Raw genomic sequence first — 25,811 nt, forward strand, 5'->3', positions numbered from 1 at the left:
CCATGAAGATCGCGATCCTCACACAGCCACTCGGCCACAACTACGGCGGACTGCTCCAGGCCTTCGCCCTGCAGAATTACCTCAGGGACCAGGGCCATGAGGTCCAGACCCTGGACCGCCGGCCGCCGGACCAGCCGCTGCAGTCGTTGCGGGAGTATGCCATCAACACCGCCAAGTACCTGCTGGGCCGGATCGGCACCGTTCCCACCCGGCGCAAACAGGAACAGGTGTACCGTGAGCTGGCCCGGTTCCGGGAGCAGCATATCAGCCTCTCCCCGTGCATCACCTCGGAAAAGGCACTGCGGGACTATTACCGGCAAAATCCGTTCGATGCCTACATCGTGGGCAGTGACCAGGTGTGGCGGCCCCGTTACTCACCGAGCCTGGCCAACTATTTCCTGGATTTCCTGGACGATATCGGCAGCCCGGCCCGGCGGCTGAGCTACGCGGCCTCCTTCGGCGTGGACGACTGGGAATTCTCACCCCGGGATACCGACCGTTGCCGGGACCTGCTGGGGCGCTTCCATGCGGTGTCGGTGCGGGAACAATCCGGCGTCCGACTTTGCGAACAGCACCTGGGGCGTACCGCCGAGTGCATCCCCGACCCCACCTTCCTGCTGGAACGGGGGGAATACGAAACGGTGATCGACAACCCCGCCGGGCCCGATAACCAGGGCAAGGTGCTGACCTACGTGCTGGACACCCAGCCCTCGAAACAGCAGATTGTCCACCGGGTGGTGGATCTGCTCGGCAGGGACAGTTTCACCATCAAACCCCGGAAATCACTCTGGGAAGTCCGTAAGGACACCTTCGACCAGAGCCTCTACCCTGGTGTCGGCGCCTGGTTACAGGGCTTCCGGGATGCGGACTTCGTGGTGACGGATTCTTTCCACGGCACCGTGTTCTCCATACTGTTCAACAAGCCCTTTATTGCCGTCGGCAACCGCACCCGGGGGCTGTCGCGCTTCCAGTCGCTGCTGACCCGTTTCGGCCTGCTGGACCGGCTGGTGGAGCAGGCGGACGACATCACCACCGAGCAACTTCAGTCGGAGATCGACTGGCCCCGGGTCAATACCGTCCGCCGCCAGCAACAGGCCCTGGCCCGGCAGTTCCTGGATGATAACCTGCGGGAGGCAACACCATGACCGATCCACTCGTCTCCGTCATCGTGCCGGTGTTCAATGGGGCGGATACCCTGGAACGGTCCGTGGACAGCCTGCTGAACCAGTCCCTCAAGGCCCTTGAGATCATCCTGATAAACGATGGTTCCTCCGACGGCTCCGGAGACCTGATCGACCGGCTGGCGGCGAAGCACCCACAGATCCGGGCCGTCCACAACGAACACAACCAGGGCGTCCATGAGACCCGCCTGAACGGCCTGCGGGCCGCCACCGCTCCGTGGATAGGTTTCCTGGATGCGGATGATATTGCCCGGCCGGAGATGTTCGAACGCATGCAGGCCGCCGGCGAGGAGCACCAGGCCGATATCGTGGTCTGCGGCGCCTACCGGGTGACCGGCGAGCGCAAAGTCATCAGCCCCAAGCTGCGGTTCCGCGACAATGCCACCATTACCCGCGATATCTTTCCCCGTTTCTGCCAGTTCCGGTTCGGTACCGGCATGCTCTGGAACAAGCTGTTCCGGCGCGAACTCATCATGCCCTACGCCGAACTGCGCTTTCCCTGGCGCCAGAACATCAACGAGGACCTGATCCTCAACATCGGATGCTTCAAGGACGCCAATACGGTGCACCTGATGAAGGATATGCTCTACGAGTATGTGTTCCGGGATACCAGCGTCAGCACATCCGGCAGCGTGGAAAAGGCCTGCCTGCAGACCCTGAGGGCCTACGCCATTGCGGTCAGCCTGTTCCGGGACAGCGGCGACGAGGTACTGGCGGAGATTACCAACATGTACCGCCAGCAACTGTCGTGGCCCCCCTACCGGCTGGACGATACCCGCACCATGTCGTCGTTCGGGGCGGAAATCAGAGAAGCGGTGGAGCTGATCATGGACTGCTATCCGGCGGGCCTGGGGGGGCTGACCACCACGCCGCCAAGCGCCCCCATGTCAGTGGGCCGGGTGGTCAGGGCACTCTCGAGGCGATTCCTCGGGGAACCCGTATAGCATTCGAAAGGACTATGCCAATGATAACGGTCAACCTGACGACAACCTGCCAGCGACTCCCACTGTGCAAGATCACCCTGATGTCGCTATGCCTGCAATCCCGGCAACCGGACGAGATCAGGCTGTGGGTATCCACCGAACCTTACCTGCGTGACGGTGGCATTCCTGATCAGGAGGAACTCACCCGGTATTTCAGCGATCTGCCGGCCGACTGGCAGCAACGGATCAGGCTACGATGGGTAACCAATACCGGCCCCTACCGCAAACTGATCCCCGCCCTGCGGGACGCCGGACCGGACGACCTGCTGATCACGGCGGACGACGATATCGCCTACGGCAAGCACTGGCTCAGCACCCTGCTCCAGGCCTATGAACCCGGCAGCGGCATAGCCATCGCGGGGCGGGTCAGGAAGAAGCGTTACAACGCCTTCGGCAGGACCATGTCCTACATGAACTGGGACATCCTCCGGGACCCCGCCGTGGTCTCGGAAGGCTACATCATCACCTTCGGCGGTGGCGCCGTGCTGTCACGGTCCATGTTCCGCGAGCAGGATATCCTGGACGACGGCTTCCTTGAGGTGGCGCCAACCGCCGATGACCTCTGGTATTCCAAGCTGTTGCTGCGCAATGACACCCGTGTCCGGATCATCCCCGAGGTACTGCGGGAGCTGAATTTCATTGAACACAATGACGGACTGGTCAACCACAACCACCCCAGGCAGGTCGCCCTGCTGCAGAAAATCGGCCTGCGGCTATGGGAATGGATGGCGGGTTATATGGGCATACCGGTGTGTGGCAATGACCGGGCCTACCAGAAGGTGGAGCAGTATTTCAGCAAGCGGGATCACGACCGTCGGATCCTGCCGGAGCACACGGCCTGACGCCCTGGGGATAACCCATCCAGTCCGGGGCCTTCAGGTGCCACGGATCACTGCGCCTGTCCGGTGCCGACATCGTGGGCCGCACTGCCTGCTGTCAGCCTGTCCCAGAGATTATAGGCATTGGCCACCGCCGCCAGCTGCCGGTCATTGCGCCCTTCATCACAGTTGATCTTCTGCAGTGAATTCTCGATGTCATTCATCCGGATGGCGATATGCTCCTGGTAGCCCAGGCAGCGCACCGGAACGCCGGAAGACAGGGCAACCGCCCAGAACCAGATATCATCCGCCGTGGGCGCAAGCTCCTGGGCCGACGCCATATCAAACAGCATATCCCCGTCCATCACCCCCGGCGGATACAGGATACCGCCAACACCGGTGAGCAACGTCCGGTAGGGAGGTGTGTTCAACGTGGCCAACGGCCAGTCCATATAGGGCCGGAAGCCGGCAACGTCCCGCAGACAGACTTCCCGCCCCCGGAAACCGATGATACTGCCGGGATGTTCCCGGGAATGCGCCCCCAGTCGTCCCAAGCGCCAGGGCTCGTAGATAATGTCGTCATCCAGGGTAACGATGGCGCTGTCCGGGTACTTGTGCCGGACCGGCAGCAGTTTCTTGTAGCTCCTCGTGTTGTGCGGCACCCACAGTATTTCAAGTCCCCGCGCCACCTGACGTTCGATGGACCTGGGCAGCCTCCTGCCCGGGAACTCCGGTTCCGCCAGGACCAGCACCACCCGGGAAGGTTTGTAGTGCTGCTGGAAGATGGACTCGATGGTGATCCACACATCATCGATCCTGGCGGGAAACGACGTCAGGCTGACCACCAGGTTGGCGGCTTCGTTCCCGTGGAACGCCCGGAACTGCCCCAGCCTCAGCCTGCCCACCAGCAACCGGACCCGGAGATACCGGTATATCCTGTGATACGCCCTGTAAACGATATTCCCTCTGGCCATACCTGCCCTCCCGCTGGATGCTCTCATCCATGGATGCATCAACGGTGCCAGGGTGGCCCGTGCAGGCGGGTGCCCCTCAGGGCCGCATTTTTCCAGTGGGAACCGTCCGGTACAGGCAGTGCTCCCGCAGGGGTGAACCCACCGGTACGGCCGGGTGCCCGAATGTGGTTCGGTCACGCACCATTCCCAGGCGTTTCATCACCGCTTCCGAGCGGGTATTGAGAACAGCCGTGAACGACACGATTTCCGGCAGGTTCAGTTCATCAAACCCGAATGCCAAGGCCGCCCGGGCCGCCTCCGTGGCGTAACCCTGCCCCCAGGCGGAGCGTACCAGCCGCCAGCCGATCTCCACACACGGATTGAAGGGCAGGTCCGCCTGGGGCCTATTCAATCCCACAAATCCCAGGAACCGCCCGGCCGGCCTGCTTTCCAGTGCCCAGAACCCCCACCCCTGTTCCTGTATCAACGCCTCGCACTTATCCGCCATGGCATCACTTTGCGCCCGAGTCAGCGGGGAGGGGAAATAGCGCATGACCTCCGGATCGACGTTCAATGCAGCAAAGGGCTCACGGTCTTCCGGTTTCCACTGACGAAGGTGCAGGCGTTGGGTCTGGATGGTTGCAGGCATGATTCCTGACGACTCTGGTGCAGATGGGTTCAGCGATTTCGCATGGTCTCCTACCCATGGATCACTGGCAGGGCTATATATTCATACCCGATGGCAACGGCCACGTAAATCAGCAGCACCGCCATCCCCCGGTTGAACCAGCGGAAGAAAACCGGGTTCCGGATACGGCTACCCAACAATGCCCCGGCCAGGGAATAACTACCGGGCGCGCCAATGGCCAGGACCGACAGCACCACCGACCAGAACACCAGGCTGGCGCCCTGGATACCGGCGCCGGGAAACTGGATGGTGGCAATGGGCAGGGTCGCCACAACACCCTTGGGATTGAGCAGCTGCATGGCCAACCCCTCGCGGAAACGCAGCGCCCGGGTGCCCGGGCCCACCGCGTCCGTATCCACGGTGGCCCGCAGGATCCTGATGGCCAGGTAGAGGATATAGCTGCAGCCCAGCACACTGACCACCATCAATCCATGCCCCGACACCAGTGATGTCCCGACCCAGCCGAACAGCAGGAACAGGATCAGCATGGCGCTCCCCACCCCCACGAAGAATCCGACCGATCCACGGCACTGGCCATTGATGCCGGCATTCAGGCCAAGCAGGTTCACGGGCCCAGGCGTGTACATCACGCCCACGGCATAGGCGATTATCTCAATCATGGTGTTTACCCTTGGGATGTCTGCGAGACGCGGGTGTTACCTAGGCAATGACACTTGCCTGGTACTGCTTAGGAGTCATGCCATAGATACGCTTGAAGCGCCGGTTGAAGTGGCTCAGGTCGGAGAAGCCATAGCGGTAGACCACATCGCCCAGGGACGCGCCCGTCTCCAGCGCTGATCGCGCCGCGTTGATGCGGCAGTTGATCAGGTACTGGTGCGGGGTAATGCCATACTGCCGCCGGAACAGCCGTACGAAGTGGTACTTGGACAGGTTCGCCGCCTCGCTCAGGTCGTCCAGGGACAGGTCCGCATCCACATTCTCGTGGATGAACGCCTTGGCATGCACAAGCAGCCGGTCGGCACGGCGGACCCGTTCATCCGGCTGATAGCGCCCCACCCGCTGCACCACGCGGGAGGCCATCTGGTAGAGCAGGTGTTCCTGTTCGATGCGGCTGCCCACCCCGCTGGCAATCAGCCGCACCAGCTCCAGGATGTGGTTGCGAAGGACCGGATCCTGCATCAGCGTCTCGCGCATGCGCAGGTCCCCCGTGGAACTGACACCCGCCGCCTCCGCAAGCAGTGGCTCGATCTGGCGCGGGTGGATGTACAGCATGACGTAGCTCAGCGGTTCCTCGACACCGGAGTGGCCGTCATGAACCTCATCCGGATTGAGCTGGATCACATTGCCGGGGGTGCTGCGGTGGAAGGCGCCACTGCTGAAGAAATCCTGCCGGCCACTGAGTGTCACGCCAAAGGCGTATTCCTCGTGGGCATGCTTGTCATAGGTAAACCCGTCCATGGCCGCCTGCAGGGCAGTCACCTCCGGCAAGTGCTCGCTCTTGATGAACTGAAACTGGCTGTCCTGTTCCACAACGCTCTCCCGGCCTGTTTCCGGGCCCTATCAGCCCCGACGTACCGATACTCTAACGCCATCCCGGTTGGCTTGCTTGGACAATATTGCTGAGTGGGCGGTCGGGCGTCAGTTTCGGATATAACGGATACCGCCCCGCTTCCGTGCCCGCAAACAGAGTGACATACTAACGATAAGTTTTGACTAATATCAGTGTCATGGCCGGACATTGTGGCCCCATAGTGGCCGCTGATGTCCCGTTTGATCATTAGAACCGGGCATGGAAACCGTAGTGCGCATACTGTTACTGCTTATCGTGTTGCTGGCCGCCGGCCCTGCTACGGGGCAGGATCGTATTGTCTCCGACACCGGCTGGGCTGACACCGCGCATCAACTGGATGTCGACAGGGATAAAGAGCCCGCTACGGATACCGGCGATGCCGTGCTATCGCCCGGCTTCGAAGCCCTGACACTTGCCTCCGGTACGCCCCACCAACAGGTACTGGTTTCCGAAACCGGTACAGACTTCCAGGACAACCACCGCATTCGCGCCCCTCCCTTTCTCGACCACCGGATTTAACGCACAACAGGACGGGGCCCTGCCCGCACCTGACCCAATCCGTTATGTCAGGCCCATAGGGGCCTGGTCGAGAAATCAGGAGTGGTCTCCATGAAGAAACTGACCCTTTACCCCGTTTCCAGCGTCGACGAGCTGGCGTCGCCCCATGGCACCTCCAGCGTATCCCTGGAAACACCCGCGCTGGAGTTCTTCACCGACTTCAGCCTGGTCCAGCCGCTGGTGATCGACGCCTCGGTCACCGCGGTCCAGGCCCGGGAAATGATGATCCGCACCCACGTTCGCCTGAAGTTCGTGGTGGACGAGGCCGACCGGTTTGTTGGCGTTATCAGCTCCGACGACCTTGCCGAGCGCAAGATCGTGCAGAAGGTTGCCGAGGGTTATTCCCGTAGCGACATCGCGGTAACGGACCTGATGGTCCCCAAGGGCGAACTGATGGCAATGGGTATTGACGAGGTGGCCAAAGCCACCATTGGCGATGTCGTCACCCTGCTCAAGGACTATCGCCAGCAACACTGCCTGGTGGTCGACCAGCATACCCACTCGGTGCGGGGAATTTTCTCCTCCAGCGACATCTCCCGGAAACTCCGGTTGCCGATCGATATCCAGGACCGGTCGGATTTCTTCCGGGTGTTCAGCGCCGTCCATTGATGATCAGCCGGCAGGTGTCATGCCTGCCGGCCTGGCCTGAACGGGCCGCCGCACGGCTGTTGATCGGCAGCCGTGCCACACCTTCCCTGAATGCAACGCACTCCCGGTGCCCCCTATTGCCATCCTTTACAGGACTGCGGGCACATGCGAGATTGGATGGTTCCAACCCCGTCCGCCAAAAACCAAAAAATGAGGACAACCATGTCAGATGTGAAAGCCTACGCGGCCCAATCGGAAACCTCCGGACTGGCGCCTTTCGGTTTCCAGCCCCGAACGCCCCGACCGGACGATGTCTCCATCGAGATCGACTACTGCGGTGTCTGCCACACCGATATCCACTTTGCCCAGAACGACTGGGGCCGCACCCTGTACCCGGTGGTACCCGGTCATGAGATCATCGGGCGCGTCACCGCCGTTGGCAGTGATGTCAGCGGGTTCCAGGTGGGAGACCGGGTCGGCGTTGGTTGCATGGTGGATTCCTGCCGTCAGTGTTCCTCCTGCGAACAGGGCCTTGAACAGTACTGCCGGGAAGGCATGACCCCCACCTACAACGGCACCGACCGCCACGATGGCCTGCGCACCTACGGCGGCTACTCCGAGCGCATCGTGGTCAGCGACCGTTTTGTGGTCCGGGTGCCCGAACAACTGGACCCGGCCACCGCCGCGCCCCTGCTCTGTGCCGGCATCACCACCTATTCACCGCTGAAGCACTTTGGCGTGGGCCCGGGCCACAAGGTCGGGGTGCTGGGCATGGGCGGCCTGGGTCATATGGGCGTCAAGTTCGCCAGGGCCCTGGGGGCCGAGGTCACCATTTTCACCCGCTCCGAAAGCAAAGTGGCGGAGGCCAGGAAACAGGGGGCCGACCACGTGGTCGTCTCCACAGACCCGGACCAGATGGCGGCAGTGGCACTGAACTTCGACTTCCTGCTGGATACCATCCCGGTCCACCACGACCTGAACCCCTACCTGGAAACCCTGAAGGTGGACGGCACCCACATCCTGGTGGGCATGATCGAACCCATCGAGCCCACGGTGCATTCACGGAACCTGATCGGCAAGCGCCGCATCCTCACCGGGTCACTGATCGGCGGCATGCCGGAAACCCAGGAGGTGCTGGATTTCTGCGCGGAGCACGACATCGGGTGCGATATCGAGATGCTGGATATCCACAACATCAACGACGCCTATGAGCGCATGAAGCGGGGCGACGTGAAATATCGGTTCGTGATTGATATGAAGTCGTTGAAGGACGACTGAAGGCGTTTTCCTGACCAAGCCGCCAACGAGAAAGCCGGCCACGGGGGCCGGCTTTTTTCTTGCGACGGTAGGCTATCAGGCGCCGATCACGCCACCGTCATCCTTTGTCACCAGCACCGCCGATGAACGGGGATGGCCTGCGGCAGAACCGGCCGGCCAGCTTTCCGGGTGCTGGATGCCCACGAACATGCTGGTCTGGTCCGGCGTGCTGGTCACACCGGTGACCTCGCAGCCCACCGGGCCAACGAAGAACCGCTTGATCTCACGGGTCTCCGGGTTGGCAGCCAGCATCATGTTGTTCTGGTAGGGCGCCGCATCACTTCCGTCGGTCTGGATCCAGAGACGACCGCTGCCGTCAAACCAGAGGCCATCCGGGCTGTTGAAGATATTGCTTTCGTCCAGCGTCACCACGGCTTCGCCGTCCACTACCGTCTCGGTACCAGCCACGCCAGCAAACACAAAGATATCCCACTGGAAGCTGGTGGCGGCGTAATCCCCACCATCCTCGCTCCAGCGAATGATATGACCGGTCTCATTGTTGGCATTGGGGTTGGCGGCGTTGACCTGGTCTTCAGTCCGCTGGGTGTTGTTGGTCAGGGTGAAGTACACCTCGCCGGTGTTGGGATCCACGGCGCCCCACTCCGGGCGGTCCATGGGGGTGGCGCCCATGATGTCGGCGGCCAGGCGGGTGTTCAGCAGCACTTCGCCCTGGTCGGCGAAGGGAGTATCGAACTGGATATCGCCCACCTGGGTGCCGACGGCCGCGTTCATCGCGCTGACGAAATCCGCATCGTCCAGGGACAGTGCCAGCCAGTCACCGGTGCCATCCTCGTTGAAGCGGGCCACGTACAGGGTGCCCTCGTCCAGCAGGTCACCGCTGGCGGTGTCGGCGTGGTACGGCTGGGCGGACACGAACTTGTAGATATACTCGAAACGGCTGTCGTCACCGGAATAGCACACCACCGGTTCGCCTTCGGTGGCGGGGGCGAAGATAACGCCCTCGTGGCCGAAGCGTCCCAGCGCGGTGCGCTTCTGCGGGCGGGACTCCGGCGCGAACGGGTCGATTTCCACCATGTAGCCGTAGGTGTTCGGCTCGTGGCGATAGTCCAGGTCCGCGGACGCCTCAACGCTGGTGGCATTGAACCGCTCATACTCGCCGTTGGTGCCGCCCGTGGCGGTTTCCCAGGCGTAGCGTGTGCCGGTACCAATGCCATGGCGGGCATGCTCCCGGGGCAGCGGGGTATCGTCGTTCTTGAAGTAGCCGTGCCAGTTCTCTTCGGCAGCCAGGTAGGTGTTCCAGGGTGTCGGGCCCATGGAGCAGTTATTCAGGGTGCCGCGGGTGGCGGTGGCATCATTGCTGTAGGCGGTGACCAGCTTGTCGTGGCCACGCAGCGGCCCGCGGATGTCCATCCCGGTGGCACCGGTGATGCGGCGGTTGTATTCGCTGCCGAACACCAGGTCCCAGACGTCGTCGGTTTTCCGGATATGGCAGACACTGACCCCGTGGGCGGCGATTTCCTTGCGCACCTCATCGGTTACCGTGCGAACGCCGGCATCAACGGTCGGACCATTCTGGTGCAGGGCGTCAATGTCGATGTACTCGTGGTTCATCACCAGCAGCCCTTCCTCGGAGCTGTTGCCGCCGGTCTTGACGTCGATCGGGTAGAAGGTCATACCGTCGTGGTGCATGCCCACCTGCTCTTCCTGCTGGGCTCCGGTGTTGGTGCCGTCCGGCTGGAACTCGGGATAGCCGCCGGTAATCGGGGTGCCCCAGGGCAGGAATACCGTAGCCGTGTAGCCGGCTGGCACCACAATTTCATTGGCAGTAGACGGCATAACCGCCTCGAAGCCCAGGGTCACCGAGCCACCGGAGGAACCGTCGCCGGGCTGCTCCGCGCTATCATCGTCATCGTCGTCACTGGAACAGCCCACCAGGCCAAGCGCAGACACCCCCATCAGGCTCGCCAGCGCGGCGCCCACGCCGCCCTTCATCACGGTACGGCGCTCCATACGTGCAGACAGCACGGACTGGAAGGGACGGTTGCCGGAATGGTTGACCACCGGCTCGTGCTCGTGGTCACCGGTAATGTGTTCAATACTGTAGTGTTTCTGGTCCATCTTTATTCTCTCTCGCGGCCATGGTTGTGATGTTGATAGCCTTGGCAGGATGAGAGAATTAGTTGACGGTACCGTGACGGTTACGTTTCGTTACGATGAATGCTATGTGTCTGATCTACAGATAAAAAAACGTTCACATAAACATCAAAAGTGGATGAGTCGTGGGTAGCCTGTCCTGAGGCTGCAGCAGGGGCGTGACTTCCGGCGTGTTCCGAAACCGCAGACCTCAGGAGCTTCTCACATACGCTGGCGCTTTCGCGTGTTCCTCGAAGCCCCCGTACTTTCTGGTGGACGGGTAATACTCGGCACCAAACTGAACCTTGCCAGCCGCCGCCTCACCCGCAACCTCAGCGATAAAGGCCAGCACCATATCGGTGCCGGCGGAGACCCCGGCAGACGACCAGACCGTTCCGTCCTGCACATAACGCTGCTCCAGGACGTCCACATCCCCCAACGCCCGCAACCTGTCCAGGGAGCGCCAGTGTGTTGTCGCGCGCTTGCCGGAAAGAAGCGAGGCCGCATGCAGCACAAACGACCCGGTGCACACCGAGAGAACAGCCCTGGCACTCTGGGCCTGGGTCGAAACAAAGGACAGCATCTCCGGATTCGACACTTCCCGCCGTGTTCCTTCACCGCCCGGCACCAGCAGATAGTCAAGCGGGGGGCATTCCGCAAAGGTGGTGTGCGGATTGACCGACATGCCCTTTGCGCAGGTCACGGGCCCTGGTTTCTCGGCAACCAGCAGGCACTCCTCCGGCCCATCGGCAAACCGGCTCCACATGGTGACCATCTCCCACGGACCCACAAAATCAAGTTCTTCAGCCTGGTCGAAGATGACGATTCCGAAGTTCATGGTTTTCTCCTTTCAGAGCCACCCTTCCCCAGGGTGGTGCAGCAGGCAGGGGACGGTTACACAGCCACTGGCTAAGCTGCTTCGAAGTCCAGGGGATGAATTCCATCCAGATTGACCGTATTGCGGGCCACCCAAAGATCGTAGATATCCTGCATCGCCAACCAGCTTTCAGGACTACGCCCGAGAACCCTGGATAGCCGAAGAGACATCTCCGGGCTAATACCACTATCCCCTTTGAGCAGCCGAGACAACGTGGAGGGTGAAACCCCCAGACTGGACGCAAGCTGACGGGCACTGATACCGAAAGGCTCCAGGTACACTTCCCGAATGAATTCACCAGGATGCGGCGGATTATGCATGGCCATCAGTGATAATCCTCATAATCAAGAATGTAGGCGTTGCCGTCCTGAAATTCGAACGCCATGCGCCAATTACCGTTAACCCGAACCGACCAACGCCCTTTGTCTTTCCCCTCAATGGATGAAGCCGAAAGCCAGGGATATCCATGTCCTCCACCGAAGTGGCGGTATCCAGAGCAGCCAACTGCATACGCAGTTTCCTGGCGTGGTCAGGCTGTATGCCTGCGGTGCTGCCGGTCGAGTAGAACCGTTTCAGTCCTTTGTGACGGAATGATTTAATCATGAGAGGATGGCAGCATGTTGCGCATCGCGCAACAATGGAGCTTAGACATTATGACTCCCCGCCCGGAGGCTGCGTAGCAGACCATCCGCTGCAACCGGTTTTATGCGTCAGCGATCGATCAGAGCGCCGATTTTAGGGGATGGTTACGGTGTCTACTATTCGGTGGTGGGTAACTCGGAGCCTTAACGCCGGTTCACGCGCCAGCTTGAAGCCGCAAAGCGGCGGGAGTCCAAGTTTGACACCACAGTCACTTGTTAGGTGACATGACAATCTCCCAGTCAGCGCGCGCGTCGGTAGTGCATGGCAACCGCGCCATTGCGGAGCGGCTTCACCAAGATCAACTCGAGCCGTCGCGTGCTGGGCAGCCCGCTCTCGTACAGAGTCGGGCCGTGGCCGGCGATCCTGGGATGGACGAGCAACTGGTACTCGTCGATCAGATCCAGCCGATCCAGTTCGGTCGCGAGCTTGCCGCTGCCGAGAAGTACGCCGTTCGGGGTCGCGTCTTTGAGTTTCTGTACGGCCGTGCGTAGGTCGCCGGAGATAGGGTGGCTGTTGGCCCACGGGAAGTCCTTTCGCGTCGAGGAAGCCACGTACTTCGGTTTGGCCTCCAGCTTGACCGCCCACTCGCGCATCGCTGGCGGTGCCTCCGCGTCGCCGCGGGCGACCGCTGGCCAGTAGCCCTCCATCATCTCGTAGGTGACCCGGCCCCACAGCATGGCCCCGCTCTCGTCCATGAGGCGGGTGAAGAAGGCGTGTGTCTCGTCGTCAGCAATTCCTTCCTCGTGATCGACGCAGCCGTCCAGGGTGGCGTTGATGCTGAAGGTCAAGAGTCCCATTGTGTCCTCCGTTCTAGATTTGTGACGAGCCGCTCGTCGTCTGGCTCCAAAGGCACAAGCCCAAGTCCAAGTCGCGAGGCACTCACCTTGTGTCGCCTAACGCGAAAATAAGCGGCGCCCTTGGAGCGCAGCGTAAAGGGCGTCCGGTGCAGGCCCAGAGGGCCGGAACGAACTTGATTGATTGGTTAAGTGGTTCAGTAGCATTTTATCTCCAGGACCGAAAACCGGGACAGATTTATTTTCTGGCGATACAGGCTGCCATCGACAAAAACAAGCTGAAGAGCGGCGACCGCTTCATCGAGGAGGTCGAGCGCCTTATTGGCTTCCGCATCAAAGCCAGGCCACCCGGACGGCCCAGAACATAAATCTGTCCCGATTTTCCCGAGTGCCTGACAGCCCCGCGAGACTAGCGAAGCAGGCGTTCTCGCTCATGGGTTCACGATTGGCCGCTGGCGCTGCCCCAAAAAATGACTATTGCCTATTGATTCCGAGAAGGCTCATATGTGCTGGGCATTTTCCTGCTTAGTTTTCTTCACTACCGATAAACCGATAGATCGCCGCACCGAGCATACCGCCAATTATCGGAGCTACCCAGAAAAGCCAAAGCTGTGAAATCGCCCAATCGCCTACAAACACAGCAACGCCCGTACTGCGTGCAGGATTCACCGAGGTGTTTGTAACCGGGATGCTAATCAAATGGATGAGAGTCAGGCACAAACCAATGGCAATCGGTGCGAAACCCTGTGGTGCCCGTTTGTCAGTAGCGCCCATAATGACAAGGAGAAACATCATGGTCATGACCACTTCAGTTATCAGGGCTGCCAGCAAACTATACCCGCCAGGCGAGTGGGCACCGTATCCATTTGAGGCAAAGCCGGCGGATAAATCAAAGCCTGGCTTACCGGAAGCAATAAGATACAGAACGCCCCCTGCTACAACCCCGCCCAAGACCTGCGCAACAATGTAGGGCAGCAGCTCTTTTGCGGGAAAGCGACCACCGGCCCAGAGACCAAAAGAAACGGCCGGGTTGAGGTGACAGCCAGATATATGCCCGATGGCGAAGGCCATAGTGAGCACGGTCAGACCAAACGCCAGTGCCACGCCAAGCAGGCCAATGCCAACATCCGGGAACGCAGCCGCTAAAACGGCGCTGCCGCATCCACCAAGAACCAGCCAGAATGTTCCAAAGAACTCTGCGCTATATTTCTTCATACTGTCCTCCTTCGTATTGTTGACCATCCTGTCCAACAAGGCTGTAGAAAAACTCGATTCCGGGCCGTTTCCACCAACCACTGCAGTTGTTCTTTGATCACCCACCTCTGGCAGGTGCATTTTTTGCTGTCGGCAATATCCGCTCAGTCTCCTTTTATTGGCCGGTTTCTCAACAGTGTGCATCAGGCAGTATAGCTGCCACTGGCCCTGCACCTACTTCCTTTCCCGCAGACTGAAGCGGTTAACCATTTTGTGGTGCCAATGTTGCAAATACCGGTTCCGCCACCGACATTCGATGACTGTAGATCTCTTTGCACTGCAGACTGTCTACCCGGTGCGTCATCCAGTCGGTATAGCTCGAGACGTGTGTTTGCGAAAGAGAATCAGACCTGGCGGCCAGAGCCATTCCGGCGATTGGCTGATGCGGGAGTTTTGGATGCATTGGTGCTTCTTCAGGCTATGCCGGCATTGCAGAAAACGGCCTTTGAAGTGCGTAAGCAGCGTCGCCAGGTCATCAAGTCCGCAAAGCTGAGTCCCTGTTCCTGAGTATAGGCACTCAGGCTCTGACCTAATGCATGCACGTGGTACAAGTGTCCCAACCAGAAGGCTTGGGATGAGATCAGTTGATGGTTCATGGTCAGCCTCCTTCATCAGAGGCTTGCAGTCTGGCGAATTCCGGTCAGGTGGTTAAGATGAGGTTCGTGGACCGCTTACAGCGATTCTACGAGCGCCTGAAAGCCTAGGGGAAGATACCGAAAGTTGCCCTCATTGCCTGCATGAGAAAGATGATTGCGGTGCTCAATACCATGATGAAAAACCAGGATCCGTGGCGTGAAAAAATGGCCTAATTTACGGAATTGACACCACAGTCACTTGTTATACATTGATATGTCCAAAGCCTGACTTTATGCCTCTACATACCAGGTCAAAGACTTCGTCGTAGAACATCACCTGGTAGTGCGTGCAATCAGAAAGGTGCGCTTGATTTAGTGAGGCCAGCCACTTGGAATCCATAACCTCAAATATCGCTACTCTACTATCTCCAGTGACCAGAATGCTACCGTGTACCTCTTCAGAGGCCATGCTATACGCCTCAACTCCTTCTAACACCAAGTGCTTCAAATTGTCAGGGACATATTTATCGTCAGGATTGAAATACTCGAAGCCGACGAGGACAGCTCCCCTTAGTTTCCACACGACTCTTTGAAGCTCAGGGCCTCTTCCGTCATGGTAAAAATCACTCTCAAGAATAGGCTTAGTGCTCATACTTGTCCCGATGCATAACAGCAGTTAAATAGACCTCTTTATGATTGTAAAAATCTGACCGCTTCATTATTGCAAAATGAACCGCTTGCGCACTTAAAAAACATTCAAAAATAAAAATGACTTACAGGTCCAGCCAAAGAATCTCCGCAATCATCTGGCGTATTCCTTTTACCGCCCAATCATTAAATATTTTTTAATGAATTCAACTTACACCAATCTTTACCCTGCCTCAAACGAAAAAGCCCCGCCGGGGCGGGGCCTGGGTCAAGGGTCGCTCCGCATCACGGCACGCTCTGCAACGAATCCACCAACCCCGCCATAAACCGCGCAGCCTCTCCCCCGGTTGCGGACCGGTGATCAAAGGTTACGGACAGGGGCATGATTCGCCGCACCGCTGGTTTACCCTCGTGAGGCACGACCTTCTCCCGGATCTTGCCGGCGCCGACAATCGCCACCTGGGGAGGGCTGACGATGGGGTTCGCGTACTGGCCGGTCATGGTGCCGAAGTTGGACAGAGTGATGGTGGCGCCCTGCATTTCCTGGGGTGGGATCTTGCGGGTGGCGACGGCTTCGCGGAGGTTTTCCAGGCCTTTTCGCAGGTCGTCCATGGTGCGGTGGTTGACGTCCCGCAGCACCGGGACGAACAGGCCGTCCGGGGTGTCCACGGCGATGCCGATGTGCACTTCGTCCAGCAGGCGGCGGCTGAGGTTGTCGCCGTCGAACCAGCAGTTCAGGGCCGGGCTGGCCTCGCAGGCGTGGGCGATGGCCTGCACCAGGCGCATGGTGATGTCGGTGCCCTTCGGCCAGTCGTGGATATCGGCGTCCTCGAAGATGGACACCGGCACCACCTGGGCGTGGGACAGGGCCATGTTCTTGGCCATGGTGCGCCGGGGGCCACGCAGGCCTTCGGCTTCGCCGAGCTGTTTCTGGTGGCTGGCCTGGCGGTGCACGTCGTCGTTGGTGATCAGCCCGCCGGGGCCGCTGCCCTTGATGGCTTCCAGGCTGACGCCCAGGCGCTCGGCCAGGGCCCGCACGCCCGGGGTGGCGCGGTTGGCCCTGGCCCGTTTGCTGGAGGGGGCGGCGCCGATGATGAACTGGTCCTCCTGGCTGCCTTCCTCACCTTTATCGGAGCCCTTTAGCTCTCCTACTACTGTGCCGCTGTCATCCCCCTCCCCCTCGAACGCCATCAGGGGTTCACCGGTGTGGATGATGTCGCCGGCCTCGCCGAACAGCTTGGCGATCACACCGGCCTCCGGTGACGGCACTTCCACGATGGCCTTGGCGGTTTCCACGCTGACCAGGGTCTGGTCCACTTCCACGGTATCGCCCACCTTCACATGCCATTCCACGATTTCCGCTTCCGGCAGGCCTTCGCCCAGGTCGGGTAGCTTGAAGTACTTCATAGTGCGATCACCTCCTCCACCGCCTGGACGATGTCTTCCGTCTTCGGCAGATAATGGGCCTCATTGCGGTAGTACGGCATGACGGTGTCGTAGCCGGTAACGCGAACCACCGGCGCCTGCAGGTCCAGGAAGGCGCCCTCGGCAATGCTGGCCGCCACTTCCGCGCCGAAGCCGCCGTTACGGCAGGCCTCGTGGATAATCACCGCGCGACCGGTCTTGGCCACGGAGCACAGCAGGGTTTCCCGGTCCAGGGGGCTGATGGTGGCCACGTCGATCACCTCCGCGGATACCCCCTGCTCCGCCAGCCGGTCGGCGGCCTGCAGGGTTTCCATGATAGAGGCGCCCCAGCTGATCAGGGTGACGTCGTCCCCTTCCCGCAGGGTGAAACAGGTGTCCAGCGGCAGCGCATCGCCGTTGTCCTTCACGGTCTGGGTGACGGCCCGGTAGATGCGCTTGGGCTCCAGGAAGATCACCGGATCCGGGTTGCGGATGGCCGCCAGCAGTAACCCGTAGGCCCGTTGCGGGGAACTGGGGATCACCACCCGCAGGCCGGGGATGTGGGCGAACAGGGCCTCGGTACTCTCGCTGTGGTGTTCCGGGGCATGGATGCCACCGCCGAAGGGCGCGCGATAGACAATGGGGCAATGCAGCCGGCCCCGGGTGCGATTCCGCATGCGGGCGGCGTGGCTGATGATCTGCTCCAGGCCGGCGTAGATAAAGCCCATGAACTGGAACTCCGCCACCGGTTTCAAGCCCTGGGTGGCCAGGCCCACGGCGGTGCCGGCGATGAGGGTTTCCGCCAGGGGCGTGTCCATCACCCGCTTGTAGCCGAAGCGTTCCTTCAGGCCGACGGTGGCCCGGAACACGCCGCCGTTGGTGGCGATGTCCTCCCCCAGCACCACCACGTTGTCGTCGTTCTCCATTTCCCGGGCCAGGGCCATGTTGACGGCCTCCACCAGGGTGACGTCGCGGCTCACTTCATCCCCCTGCTGGTGGTTGATGGCTTTCTCCACGGACGCGTTCATGGGTTACCTCCCTGCCCGATGCGGGCGAGTTTTTCACGCTGGCCCTGCAAGGCTGTCGGCAGGGTATCGAAGAGGTAGTCCACCATGGCGGTGGGTGGTTCCGGCGCTTTGTCCAGATACCGCTGTACGGCCTTCTCCACCATATCCTTGCAGTGGGCCTGTAACTCTTTCTCCTGGTCGGCGTCCCACAGTCCGGCATTGTGCAGGTAGCTCTGGAAGCGCTTGATACCGTCCTGCTCCCAGGCGGCCTTGAGCTCCTCCGCGCTGCGGTAGCGGGTGGCATCGTCGGCGGTGGTGTGGTCCCCCAGGCGGTAGGTGACCGCCTCGATCACCGACGCGCCCTTGCCGCCATGGGCCCGCTCCAGGGCATGGTCCACCGCCTCACTGACGGCGAAATAGTCGTTGCCGTCCACGATCTGGCCCGGCAGCCCGCCGCTGATGGCCTTCTGGGCGATGGTCTCGCTGCCGGTCTGCAGGCCCCGGGGCGTGGAAATGGCCCACTGATTGTTGGCCACCACGAACACCACCGGCAGGTGCCAGGCGCCCGCCAGGTTGATGCTCTCCAGGAAGTCGCCCTTGGAGGTGGCTCCGTCACCCAGGGTGACCAGCACCGCCCGTTTTTCGTCGCGGATACGCATGGCGGTGGCGATGCCCACGGCATGGCAGCACTGGGTGGCAATGGGGACGGCTATGGGCAGGTCCTCGGGGCAGCGCTCCCAGCCGGCGCTGCCGCGCTCGTCGCCGCCCCAGTAGAGCAGCATGTTGACGATGGGGACACCGCGGATGAGCTGCGTGGCCTGGTCCCGGTAATAGGGTACGAACACGTCGTGGTGGTCCATGCACTGGCCGATGGCGGTGCCAATCACCTCATGGCCGAGCACCGAGGGATAGGTGCCGCACTTGCCGGTACGCTGCAGGGCAATGATTTTCTGGTCGAGGGTGCGGGTGAGCACCATGTTGCGATAGGCGTCCCGCAGTCGCGGGGTATCCGATGCCAGTTCAGGCAGGTTGTCCAGTGGCTGGCCGGCTTCATCCAGATAGCGGGCGCTCACCACCGTGAAGTCGTGATGTTGTTTCATCCCCGTCTCCTCACACCGTCACCGTTCCGGCTTGTGGCCGTCGGGTCACGCTGGCTGTTGGTTCACTGACCGGTGGATCACACCGGCTTACGTGGGGTACAGAATTAGCTGTACTCCTTTAGGTTTTAGTCGATGATGAAAGTTTGATCAACGAAAACGAGACACAGTTCTCGCTGCGAAATAGAATCTGAGACGTTATGTACTATCGTCTTGTGCATGACAGGGAATGACATCAAAATCGGCAGCGGTAGGAAGCTAGACGTCTGTTTATAAATCGCTGACGGACGCACTGGTATCCCCCGCTCAACAGGACACAAGGACTCACCCCATGACCCGGACCCTTTCCACTTTTGTTGCTTCTGCAGCCCTTGCGCTTTTGTCACTGTCGGCCCATGCCCTGGAGCTGGGGGATAGCCCGTTGGCCCTGGTCAGCGATAGCGACCTGGAGGCCGTTGTGGCCCATACCGCCGACGACAGCCAGGCACTGGTAAAACTCAGCGGTGTTAACCACCCCCTGGACGGGGTGGTCATGCTGGCCGATATCGAGGAGCGCGAGGACAGCAGCCGCGCCTACCGGGCCGAGGTTGACGGCAAGATGCGCTCGCTGGTGGTGTACACCAACTCCTACTGGGCACCCACAGATTACACCGTCTACGTACCCGGCCATCAGGAACCCTACGCGGTCAAGACCGACGAGAAACGCAGCGCACAGATCAGCCTTGATGAGTTGACGGCCCAGTACGAGCAGCAGATGACCGAAGGCGTACAGGCCGAACTGGCCCGCTTTGATCGGGGCAAGGCCCTGCAACGCCAGCAGAGTGCACTGCAGGCCATCGACGAGTCCGCCAGCAAGGTGTGCGGCAGCCCGGTAACCACCCGGGTTGACTGGGAGGCACTCAGCAATGAACAGCTGAACAGCCTGAGCATCTCCGGCTACTGCGGCCAGGTGGCGGCGGAAATGGAATACCTCTGCCTCAGCGACGACGGCTTCAAGGAACGGGTCCGGGAAGTCTCCGAGGTGGACTGCGGCTTCGCCGACAGCATGAACCTGGGGCGCGATGGCCAGAAGGTGGTGTTCCAGACGAAGGAAGACGCCAAGAACCAGCGTGAGACCATCAACGGGTTCCTGCAGACGTTGTAATTCCAGAGGCGGCCTTCTGATCGTTGAAAGCCCGGCATCTGTCGGGCTTTCGTGTTTCAGGGCCGCAGTTACCCTGGGGAGCATCCCCGGTGGGCACAGGCCGGACAGGGTGATCGGCTACCAATACCGTCCGCAGCCGGTTACACTCCCGCCATTCCTGTTCCGGAGGCCATTACCATGCCGATCTGGGTCGATGCCGACGCCTGTCCCGTGCCCATCCGTGAAATTCTCTGCCGGGCGGCTACCCGTTGGCAGATCGAAACCACGTTTATTGCCAACCACATCATCAAGCTCCCCCCCAGCCCCTGGATCAAGTCCCGGCAGGTGGCCCACGGCTTTGATGTGGCAGACAATGAAATCATGGCCCAGCTCAGCAACGGCGACCTGGTGATTACCCAGGATATTCCCCTGGCGGCGGAGGCCATTGAGCAGGGGGCGGATGTGTTCAACCCCCGGGGGCAGGCCTTCACCCGCGACAATATCCGCCAGCGTCTGGCCATGAGGAATTTCATGGAAGAGATGCGTAACGCCGGGCAGGTGACCGGCGGCCCATCGGCCTTCAGCCAACAGGACCGCAAGGAATTTGCCGACCAGTTGGACCGGTGGCTGCAGAAGAACCACCACCGCTGACCGGGATAACAGGAAGGCTAACTGTTCTCGAGACGGAAACCCACCACGAGACTGACCTGGTAATGGCCCACCTTGCCATTCTCGATATGGCCACGGGTTTCGGTGACTTCGAACCACTCCATGTTGCGAATGCTCTTGGCGCATTCCGCCAGGGCATTCTCAATGGCGTCTTCAATACTGGTCCTTGAGGAGCCTACCACCTCGGTCTTCTTGTACACGTGATGATCAGACATGGGAAAAGCCTCCTGTCGGTTTCCTCGTAAAAGCGCGTCACCGGGGTGACAACCCCAGTATGGCACAGGATATCCCTGAGGCCCGTCGTACCGGTCTTCAAGGACCTGGTCGATTACGTGGCTTTTAACCCACAGGTTTTCGCTGTCGCGGCTGGCGTCAGACTCCGGTTCCCACCAAAGCGACGATGGTCGCCAGGGTCAGAATGAACAGGCCGGCGGCAGCGGCAATCTTGAGTCCCTCTTTCAGTTCGTGCTCGAACACGGTTGTCTCCCTATCGCCAAGGCAATCACGGAAATGGATTGCGTGATTACAACCTACCTCACACATTAATGATATTGATTCTTATTTGCAATAATGATCCAGTCATCAGCCCGTTCGTAAATTTGGTGGTCCCCGGACGGGCATTCGTCCGATGAAGAAACAGTAATCTTACTCACCACGCCGGGCCCGGCGTGGTTGATATGATCAAACCATTGAGGCTCTCCCTCCACACAGCGCCGTTCACACAGCGCCACCAACCTGCGGAGACGACCATGCAACGACTGCTGACACTGACCGCCGCCCTGACCCTGGCAGCCACTCCCCTGGCCACCATGGCGGCGGACCGTTACACCTCAAACCAGGCGGATTTCAGGCTGGAGACCGTTGCCTCTGGCCTGGAAAACCCCTGGTCCATTGCCTTCCTGCCCGGCGGCGACAAGCTGGTGACGGAACGGGCCGGTCGCCTGCGGGTGATCCGCAACGGGCAATTGCTGGCCGAGCCGGTCTCCGGTGTCCCTGAGGTAGCAGCCACCGGACAGGGCGGCCTGCTGGACGTGCTGTTGCACCCGGATTTCGAGGACAACCGGCTGCTGTTCCTGAGCTATGCCCACCGCAACAGCGACGGCCTGACCACCCGGGTTGCCCGGGCGGAATACCGTGACCAGGCCCTGCAGGACGTGCGTGTTATCTTCGAGGCCCTGCCCCGCTCCGGTGCCAGCCGGCACTTTGCCGGTCGTATGGTGATCCCGGAAGACGGCTACCTATACGTGGCCGTGGGTGACCGGGGCGAACGGGACCGGGCCCAGGACATCAACGACGATGCCGGGGCGGTGCACCGGATCACCATCGACGGTGATGCCCCGGACAGCAACCCCTTCCACGGTCAGGAGGGCGCCAATACCCTGTTCACCCTGGGCAACCGGAACATCCAGGGCATGACCCTGCATCCGGATACCGGTGCGGTGTGGAGCCATGAACACGGCCCTCGCGGTGGCGACGAGGTGAACGTGATCGAGGCGGGCACCAACTATGGCTGGCCTGTGATCACCTACGGCATCAACTACAGCGGAACCACCATCACCGAACAGACCCACAAGGAAGGCATGGCCCAGCCCCTGCACTACTGGGACCCATCCATTGCCCCGTCCGGCATGGCCTTCTATACCGGGGATGACTTTCCCCGATGGCAGGGTGATCTGTTCGTAGGGGCCCTGAAGATGGAAAAACTGGTGCGACTGGAACTGGATGGCCGTGAAATCACCGGGGAGGAGGACCTGCTCACGGATTTCGGTAAGCGACTCCGCTCGGTCATCATGGGGCCGGATGGGCACCTGTGGCTGCTGACCGACGAATCCGACGGCCAGGTTTTGCGCATCCTGCCAGCGGAATAATCAGTGGGGGTCGTTGGCCCGCTCCGTCTTCTCGTACTGGGGCACGTCATCGGTGATGGTGAACCAGTCTGACTTGGAACCGGTGAAGACATGGGCGGCCGGGCCCCTGCCCAGGGGCTCGTTGATCACCCCCACCCGCAACCTCAGGATGCCGGGGATGGCGTCCACCCGGCTATAGAGCTGGCTGCCGCAGGTGCGGCAGAACGCCCGATACTTGCCGGGCCGGGACTCGTACTCGGTAATCCGGTCCTCTCCTCCGGTAAACCGGAAATGCACCTTCTGCACCGGGGCGCTGGCGGAAAAGGCACTGCCGTGGGCGCGGCGGCACTGGCTGCAGTGGCACAGGGCCACGGGCCCCAGGGGGCCGTCATACTCGAATTTCACCTCACCACACAGGCAGTGTCCTGTCAGCATTTCCCCAACCCCTTGATTTATCGAATACATCAGTGAACGTTTGGCCGGCATTCTAGCAACCCGCGCTAACGCGGGCAGCACATTCTGTAACTTCTCGTCACAAAATTGCTGTAATTCCGGCACCCTGCTGTCATTTTTTAACGTTATGTATAGGCTCAGAACATAGTAGCGGAACAGAAAATGAGCTATTGTTAATCCAGTTGTTGTTTCTGTCTGACCTAGAGTCTGCGCAGAATGCCGGACTGTGGACCGGCATCGTCCCGGGGCGCCTGACAACAAACGCTGGCGAAGCACCTGGTGTCCTGTCGAAGGGACACTGAAACCAACAGAACGGAAGCTTGTGGAATGTGGCAACTTCGATCCATCGCAGTCGACCTGACCGGCCTTTACCGCTCCCTGGGCGCGGGCCTGACTGCGGCAGCCCTGCTTTCCCTGCCGGTCACCGCCGCGGCCGAAGGAACCACCACCGAACCCCGCCTCTGGAGCAATGAAGTCCAGGGGCTGGCCCAGGAATCCCTGGACGACGTCAATGGTCTCAGCGTCGCCGCCGTTCCCCTTGATGGCCCGGGTATCGAGCAGTTTATCAATGCCGATACCGTCATGAGCCCCGGCTCCATCATGAAGTTGCTCACCACCTATGCCGCCCTGGAAATCCTGGGGCCCAACTATCGCTGGACCACCCGTTTCTACACCGATGGCGACTTCGAGGGTGACACCCTCAAGGGCGACCTCTATGTCTATTTCGACGGTGACCCCAAGCTGACCATCGAACGCCTCTGGGTGGTCCTGCGGGAAATACGCGCCATGGGCGTGCGTAATATCGAGGGCGATGTGGTGCTGGACGGCCGGGTGTTCGCGCTGCCGGACGGCCTGCCCAAGTTCCATGACAACGGCAACAATCCCCACCGGCCATTCCTGGTGGAGCCGTCACCGGTACTGCTCAACATGAACCTGGTGCACTTCCAGGTCCGCGCCGATGAGCGCGGCACCCAGGCCTGGGCGACGCCTGCCCTGCCCGCCATCACCATCGACAACCGCATCACCGCCATCGAGGAAGGCCCCTGCCCGAGCCGCCGCCGGTTTACCTGGGAACCGGTCTTCGACAATCGGGGCAATGTCACCGTGACCGTGGAAGGGGAACTGCCGGAAGGCTGTCGTACCACCTCCTACCTGTCGCTATTGCCCCAGGACCAGTACAGCGGCGAGCTTATTATCTCCATGTGGCAGGAACTGGGCGGCACCATCAGCGGTGGCTGGCGCCAGGGCGTGACCCCGTCCGGCAGCCGGCTGGTGTCCAGCACCACGTCTCCGGACCTGGTCACCATGGTCCGTGACATCAACAAGTGGAGCAGCAATGTCATGGCCCGCCAGTTGCTGATCACCATAGGCGCCGAAAACCGTCACCCGGCGGATAACGACGACCGCGTGTCCGGTATCCGCGCCATCTACGACTGGCTGGAAGGCAAGGGCATCGATACCCAGGGTATGGTTATCGACAATGGTAGCGGCCTGTCCCGCCATGCCCGCATGACTGCACGGCAACTGTCCGCCATTCTCACCAATGCCTGGTCCAGCCCCTACAGTGCCGACCTGATGACCTCCATGCCGCTGACGGCCATGGACGGCACCATGGCCCGGCGCCTGCGTGACCTGGACATGGAGGGCATGGGCCGCATCAAGACCGGCTCCCTGCAGGATGTGCGCTCCGTGGCCGGTTTCACGCGGGATGACAATAACACCACCTGGGCGGTGGTGGGCATCATCAACCACTCACCCGCCTGGAAGGGGCAGTCCATCCTCGACAAGGTGCTGTATACCCTGCACACCAACCCGCCCACCGGTACCGCCCTGTCCCAGGCCGGCACCCAGTAACGCGGTTTTCATTGACGCACAAAAAAGCCCCGGTACTGCCGGGGCTTTTTCATGACGGCGACCCTGCCTGATCAGACCGTCAGGTAACCGCCATCCACGTTGACACAGGTGCCGGTGGTGTAGCTGGAGGCATCGGACACCAGGTACAGCACGGTGCCGGCCATTTCGTCCGGGTCGGCCATACGGTGCATGGGAATATGCTCCAGGGCCCGGTCGCGGATGCTGTCATTGCTGGTCAGGGCGCTGGCGAACTTGGTGTCGGTCAGCCCCGGCAGCAGCGCGTTGACACGGATATTGTCCGGGCCCAGCTCGCGGGCGTAGGAACGGGTCATCGCAATCACCGCGGACTTGGTGATGGAATAGATGCCCTGCATCATGCCCGGTGTGACGCCGTTTACCGAGGCCACGTTGACGATGGCGCCCTGGCAGCCGTTTGCCTTCATCAGCTTGGCCGCCTCGGCACACATGAAGAAGTAGCCCCGGATGTTCACGTCAACAGTCTTCTGGAAGGCACCGATGTCGGTGTCCTCGATCTTGCCGAAGTAGGGGTTGGTAGCAGCGTTGTTCACCAGGATATCCAGCTTGCCGTGGTTGTCGCGGATGTGCTGCCAGATGGACTCGATCTGTGCCATCTCGCCGATATGGCACGCCACGGCCTCGGCGCTGCCACCGTTCTCGCGAATGCTGCTGGCGACCGCCTCACAACCGTCGATCTTGCGGCTACTGACGATAACGTGGGCACCGTTGTCCGCCAGCAGGCGTGCCACACTCTCGCCAATCCCCCGGCTGGCACCGGTGACCAGGGCCACCTTGCCCTGCAGGTCAAACAGATTCTTCTTGCTCATGTTTCTCTCCT

At 60.9% G+C, this 25,811-nt stretch carries 28 protein-coding genes; 11 read left to right on the top strand and 17 right to left on the bottom strand.

Going from position 1 to position 25,811, the window contains the following annotated elements; genetic code table 11:
* The first annotated feature begins 2 nt into the window (after positions 1-2).
* From ACJO3T_RS05865 to ACJO3T_RS05875, 3 genes are read left to right on the top strand one after another with little or no spacing between them, the layout of a single operon-like run.
* Positions 3-1,145, top strand: coding sequence for a polysaccharide pyruvyl transferase family protein (locus tag ACJO3T_RS05865; protein WP_406978045.1), 1,143 nt, complete (start codon positions 3-5; stop codon positions 1,143-1,145).
* Positions 1,142-2,125: a glycosyltransferase family 2 protein gene (locus ACJO3T_RS05870; protein ID WP_406978046.1), complete on the top strand. Its 984-nt coding sequence runs from the start codon at positions 1,142-1,144 to the stop codon at positions 2,123-2,125. The genes ACJO3T_RS05865 and ACJO3T_RS05870 overlap by 4 nt, the downstream gene beginning before the upstream one ends.
* Positions 2,126-2,145: 20 nt before the next feature.
* Entirely contained in the window at positions 2,146-3,006 is an 861-nt protein-coding gene (locus tag ACJO3T_RS05875; protein ID WP_406978047.1) for a hypothetical protein, read from the top strand.
* Between the two features lie 47 nt (positions 3,007-3,053).
* On the opposite strand, the gene ACJO3T_RS05880 is transcribed toward ACJO3T_RS05875, so the two are convergent.
* The 4 genes from ACJO3T_RS05880 to ACJO3T_RS05895 form a co-directional block, all read right to left on the bottom strand.
* Positions 3,054-3,956 carry a hypothetical protein gene (locus ACJO3T_RS05880; protein WP_406978048.1) on the bottom strand — a complete coding sequence of 301 codons (903 nt, stop codon included), beginning with the start codon at positions 3,954-3,956 and terminating at the stop codon, positions 3,054-3,056.
* A 76-nt stretch (positions 3,957-4,032) separates the two neighbouring features.
* Entirely contained in the window at positions 4,033-4,584 is a 552-nt protein-coding gene (locus tag ACJO3T_RS05885) for a GNAT family N-acetyltransferase (RefSeq protein ID WP_406978049.1), read from the bottom strand.
* Positions 4,585-4,634: 50 nt separating this feature from the next.
* On the bottom strand, positions 4,635-5,243 hold the full coding sequence (locus tag ACJO3T_RS05890; RefSeq protein ID WP_406961868.1) for a LysE family translocator: 609 nt from the start codon (positions 5,241-5,243) through the stop codon (positions 4,635-4,637).
* A gap of 40 nt (positions 5,244-5,283) precedes the next feature.
* Positions 5,284-6,114, bottom strand: coding sequence for a helix-turn-helix domain-containing protein (locus ACJO3T_RS05895; protein ID WP_406978050.1), 831 nt, complete (start codon positions 6,112-6,114; stop codon positions 5,284-5,286).
* Positions 6,115-6,373: 259 nt separating this feature from the next.
* On the opposite strand from ACJO3T_RS05895, the gene ACJO3T_RS05900 reads away from it, so the two are divergent.
* From ACJO3T_RS05900 to ACJO3T_RS05910, 3 genes are all read left to right on the top strand, one after another.
* Positions 6,374-6,673 (top strand): hypothetical protein, encoded by a 300-nt coding sequence (locus ACJO3T_RS05900; RefSeq protein WP_406978051.1) that lies wholly within the window; start codon positions 6,374-6,376, stop codon positions 6,671-6,673.
* A gap of 90 nt (positions 6,674-6,763) precedes the next feature.
* The gene (locus ACJO3T_RS05905; protein WP_406978052.1) at positions 6,764-7,321 is read left to right on the top strand and encodes a CBS domain-containing protein; all 558 of its coding nucleotides are present in this window, start codon (positions 6,764-6,766) and stop codon (positions 7,319-7,321) included.
* Positions 7,322-7,522: 201 nt separating this feature from the next.
* Positions 7,523-8,578 carry an NAD(P)-dependent alcohol dehydrogenase gene (locus tag ACJO3T_RS05910; RefSeq protein WP_406978053.1) on the top strand — a complete coding sequence of 352 codons (1,056 nt, stop codon included), beginning with the start codon at positions 7,523-7,525 and terminating at the stop codon, positions 8,576-8,578.
* A 75-nt stretch (positions 8,579-8,653) separates the two neighbouring features.
* Here the strand turns inward: ACJO3T_RS05910 and ACJO3T_RS05915 are convergent, their stop codons facing one another.
* The 5 genes from ACJO3T_RS05915 to ACJO3T_RS05935 form a co-directional block, all read right to left on the bottom strand.
* Positions 8,654-10,696 carry a PhoX family protein gene (locus ACJO3T_RS05915; protein ID WP_406978054.1) on the bottom strand — a complete coding sequence of 681 codons (2,043 nt, stop codon included), beginning with the start codon at positions 10,694-10,696 and terminating at the stop codon, positions 8,654-8,656.
* 226 nt (positions 10,697-10,922) lie between these two features.
* Positions 10,923-11,549, bottom strand: a complete 627-nt coding sequence (locus ACJO3T_RS05920; RefSeq protein WP_406978055.1) for a DJ-1/PfpI family protein — start codon at positions 11,547-11,549, stop codon at positions 10,923-10,925.
* 71 nt (positions 11,550-11,620) lie between these two features.
* On the bottom strand, positions 11,621-11,914 hold the full coding sequence (locus ACJO3T_RS05925; RefSeq protein ID WP_406978056.1) for a HigA family addiction module antitoxin: 294 nt from the start codon (positions 11,912-11,914) through the stop codon (positions 11,621-11,623).
* Positions 11,901-12,191 carry a type II toxin-antitoxin system RelE/ParE family toxin gene (locus ACJO3T_RS05930; RefSeq protein ID WP_406978057.1) on the bottom strand — a complete coding sequence of 97 codons (291 nt, stop codon included), beginning with the start codon at positions 12,189-12,191 and terminating at the stop codon, positions 11,901-11,903. The genes ACJO3T_RS05925 and ACJO3T_RS05930 overlap by 14 nt, the downstream gene beginning before the upstream one ends.
* Before the next feature lie 278 nt (positions 12,192-12,469).
* Positions 12,470-13,027 carry a dihydrofolate reductase family protein gene (locus ACJO3T_RS05935; RefSeq protein WP_406978058.1) on the bottom strand — a complete coding sequence of 186 codons (558 nt, stop codon included), beginning with the start codon at positions 13,025-13,027 and terminating at the stop codon, positions 12,470-12,472.
* Positions 13,028-13,200: 173 nt separating this feature from the next.
* On the opposite strand from ACJO3T_RS05935, the gene ACJO3T_RS05940 reads away from it, so the two are divergent.
* Complete coding sequence (locus tag ACJO3T_RS05940; RefSeq protein ID WP_406978059.1) at positions 13,201-13,392, top strand: hypothetical protein; 192 nt, start codon at positions 13,201-13,203, stop codon at positions 13,390-13,392.
* Between the two features lie 157 nt (positions 13,393-13,549).
* Here the strand turns inward: ACJO3T_RS05940 and aqpZ are convergent, their stop codons facing one another.
* The 5 genes from aqpZ to pdhA form a co-directional block, all read right to left on the bottom strand.
* Positions 13,550-14,239 carry an aquaporin Z gene (aqpZ, locus tag ACJO3T_RS05945; RefSeq protein ID WP_406978103.1) on the bottom strand — a complete coding sequence of 230 codons (690 nt, stop codon included), beginning with the start codon at positions 14,237-14,239 and terminating at the stop codon, positions 13,550-13,552.
* Positions 14,240-15,115: 876 nt separating this feature from the next.
* A complete protein-coding gene (locus tag ACJO3T_RS05950; RefSeq protein WP_406978060.1) occupies positions 15,116-15,505 on the bottom strand; it encodes a hypothetical protein in 390 nt (129 codons plus the stop codon).
* 281 nt (positions 15,506-15,786) lie between these two features.
* Entirely contained in the window at positions 15,787-16,908 is a 1,122-nt protein-coding gene (locus ACJO3T_RS05955; protein WP_406961825.1) for a dihydrolipoamide acetyltransferase family protein, read from the bottom strand.
* Positions 16,905-17,933: an alpha-ketoacid dehydrogenase subunit beta gene (locus ACJO3T_RS05960; RefSeq protein ID WP_406978061.1), complete on the bottom strand. Its 1,029-nt coding sequence runs from the start codon at positions 17,931-17,933 to the stop codon at positions 16,905-16,907. Before ACJO3T_RS05960 ends, ACJO3T_RS05955 begins: the two co-directional genes overlap by 4 nt.
* Positions 17,930-19,012 (bottom strand): pyruvate dehydrogenase (acetyl-transferring) E1 component subunit alpha, encoded by a 1,083-nt coding sequence (pdhA, locus tag ACJO3T_RS05965; protein ID WP_406978062.1) that lies wholly within the window; start codon positions 19,010-19,012, stop codon positions 17,930-17,932. Before pdhA ends, ACJO3T_RS05960 begins: the two co-directional genes overlap by 4 nt.
* 328 nt (positions 19,013-19,340) lie before the next feature.
* Here pdhA and ACJO3T_RS05970 point away from each other — a divergent pair, with 328 nt between their 5' ends.
* Both ACJO3T_RS05970 and ACJO3T_RS05975 read left to right on the top strand, forming a co-directional pair.
* Entirely contained in the window at positions 19,341-20,153 is an 813-nt protein-coding gene (locus tag ACJO3T_RS05970; protein ID WP_406978063.1) for a hypothetical protein, read from the top strand.
* A gap of 177 nt (positions 20,154-20,330) precedes the next feature.
* A complete protein-coding gene (locus tag ACJO3T_RS05975) occupies positions 20,331-20,783 on the top strand; it encodes a YaiI/YqxD family protein (protein WP_406961817.1) in 453 nt (150 codons plus the stop codon).
* Positions 20,784-20,800: 17 nt separating this feature from the next.
* Here the strand turns inward: ACJO3T_RS05975 and ACJO3T_RS05980 are convergent, their stop codons facing one another.
* On the bottom strand, positions 20,801-21,016 hold the full coding sequence (locus ACJO3T_RS05980; RefSeq protein ID WP_406961815.1) for a dodecin: 216 nt from the start codon (positions 21,014-21,016) through the stop codon (positions 20,801-20,803).
* A gap of 534 nt (positions 21,017-21,550) precedes the next feature.
* Between ACJO3T_RS05980 and ACJO3T_RS05985 the strand changes: the two genes are divergently transcribed.
* Positions 21,551-22,669 (top strand): PQQ-dependent sugar dehydrogenase, encoded by a 1,119-nt coding sequence (locus ACJO3T_RS05985; protein ID WP_406961813.1) that lies wholly within the window; start codon positions 21,551-21,553, stop codon positions 22,667-22,669.
* Here the strand turns inward: ACJO3T_RS05985 and ACJO3T_RS05990 are convergent, their stop codons facing one another.
* The gene (locus ACJO3T_RS05990; RefSeq protein WP_406961811.1) at positions 22,670-23,083 is read right to left on the bottom strand and encodes a GFA family protein; all 414 of its coding nucleotides are present in this window, start codon (positions 23,081-23,083) and stop codon (positions 22,670-22,672) included.
* A 345-nt stretch (positions 23,084-23,428) separates the two neighbouring features.
* Between ACJO3T_RS05990 and dacB the strand changes: the two genes are divergently transcribed.
* On the top strand, positions 23,429-24,955 hold the full coding sequence (dacB, locus tag ACJO3T_RS05995; RefSeq protein ID WP_406978064.1) for a D-alanyl-D-alanine carboxypeptidase/D-alanyl-D-alanine endopeptidase: 1,527 nt from the start codon (positions 23,429-23,431) through the stop codon (positions 24,953-24,955).
* 71 nt (positions 24,956-25,026) lie between these two features.
* Here dacB and ACJO3T_RS06000 read toward each other — a convergent pair whose 3' ends face one another.
* Positions 25,027-25,800 (bottom strand): SDR family oxidoreductase, encoded by a 774-nt coding sequence (locus tag ACJO3T_RS06000; RefSeq protein ID WP_406961807.1) that lies wholly within the window; start codon positions 25,798-25,800, stop codon positions 25,027-25,029.
* Positions 25,801-25,811 lie beyond the last annotated feature (11 nt).

The organism is Marinobacter shunpengi (genome assembly GCF_045449715.1).
Lineage (GTDB): Bacteria > Pseudomonadota > Gammaproteobacteria > Pseudomonadales > Oleiphilaceae > Marinobacter.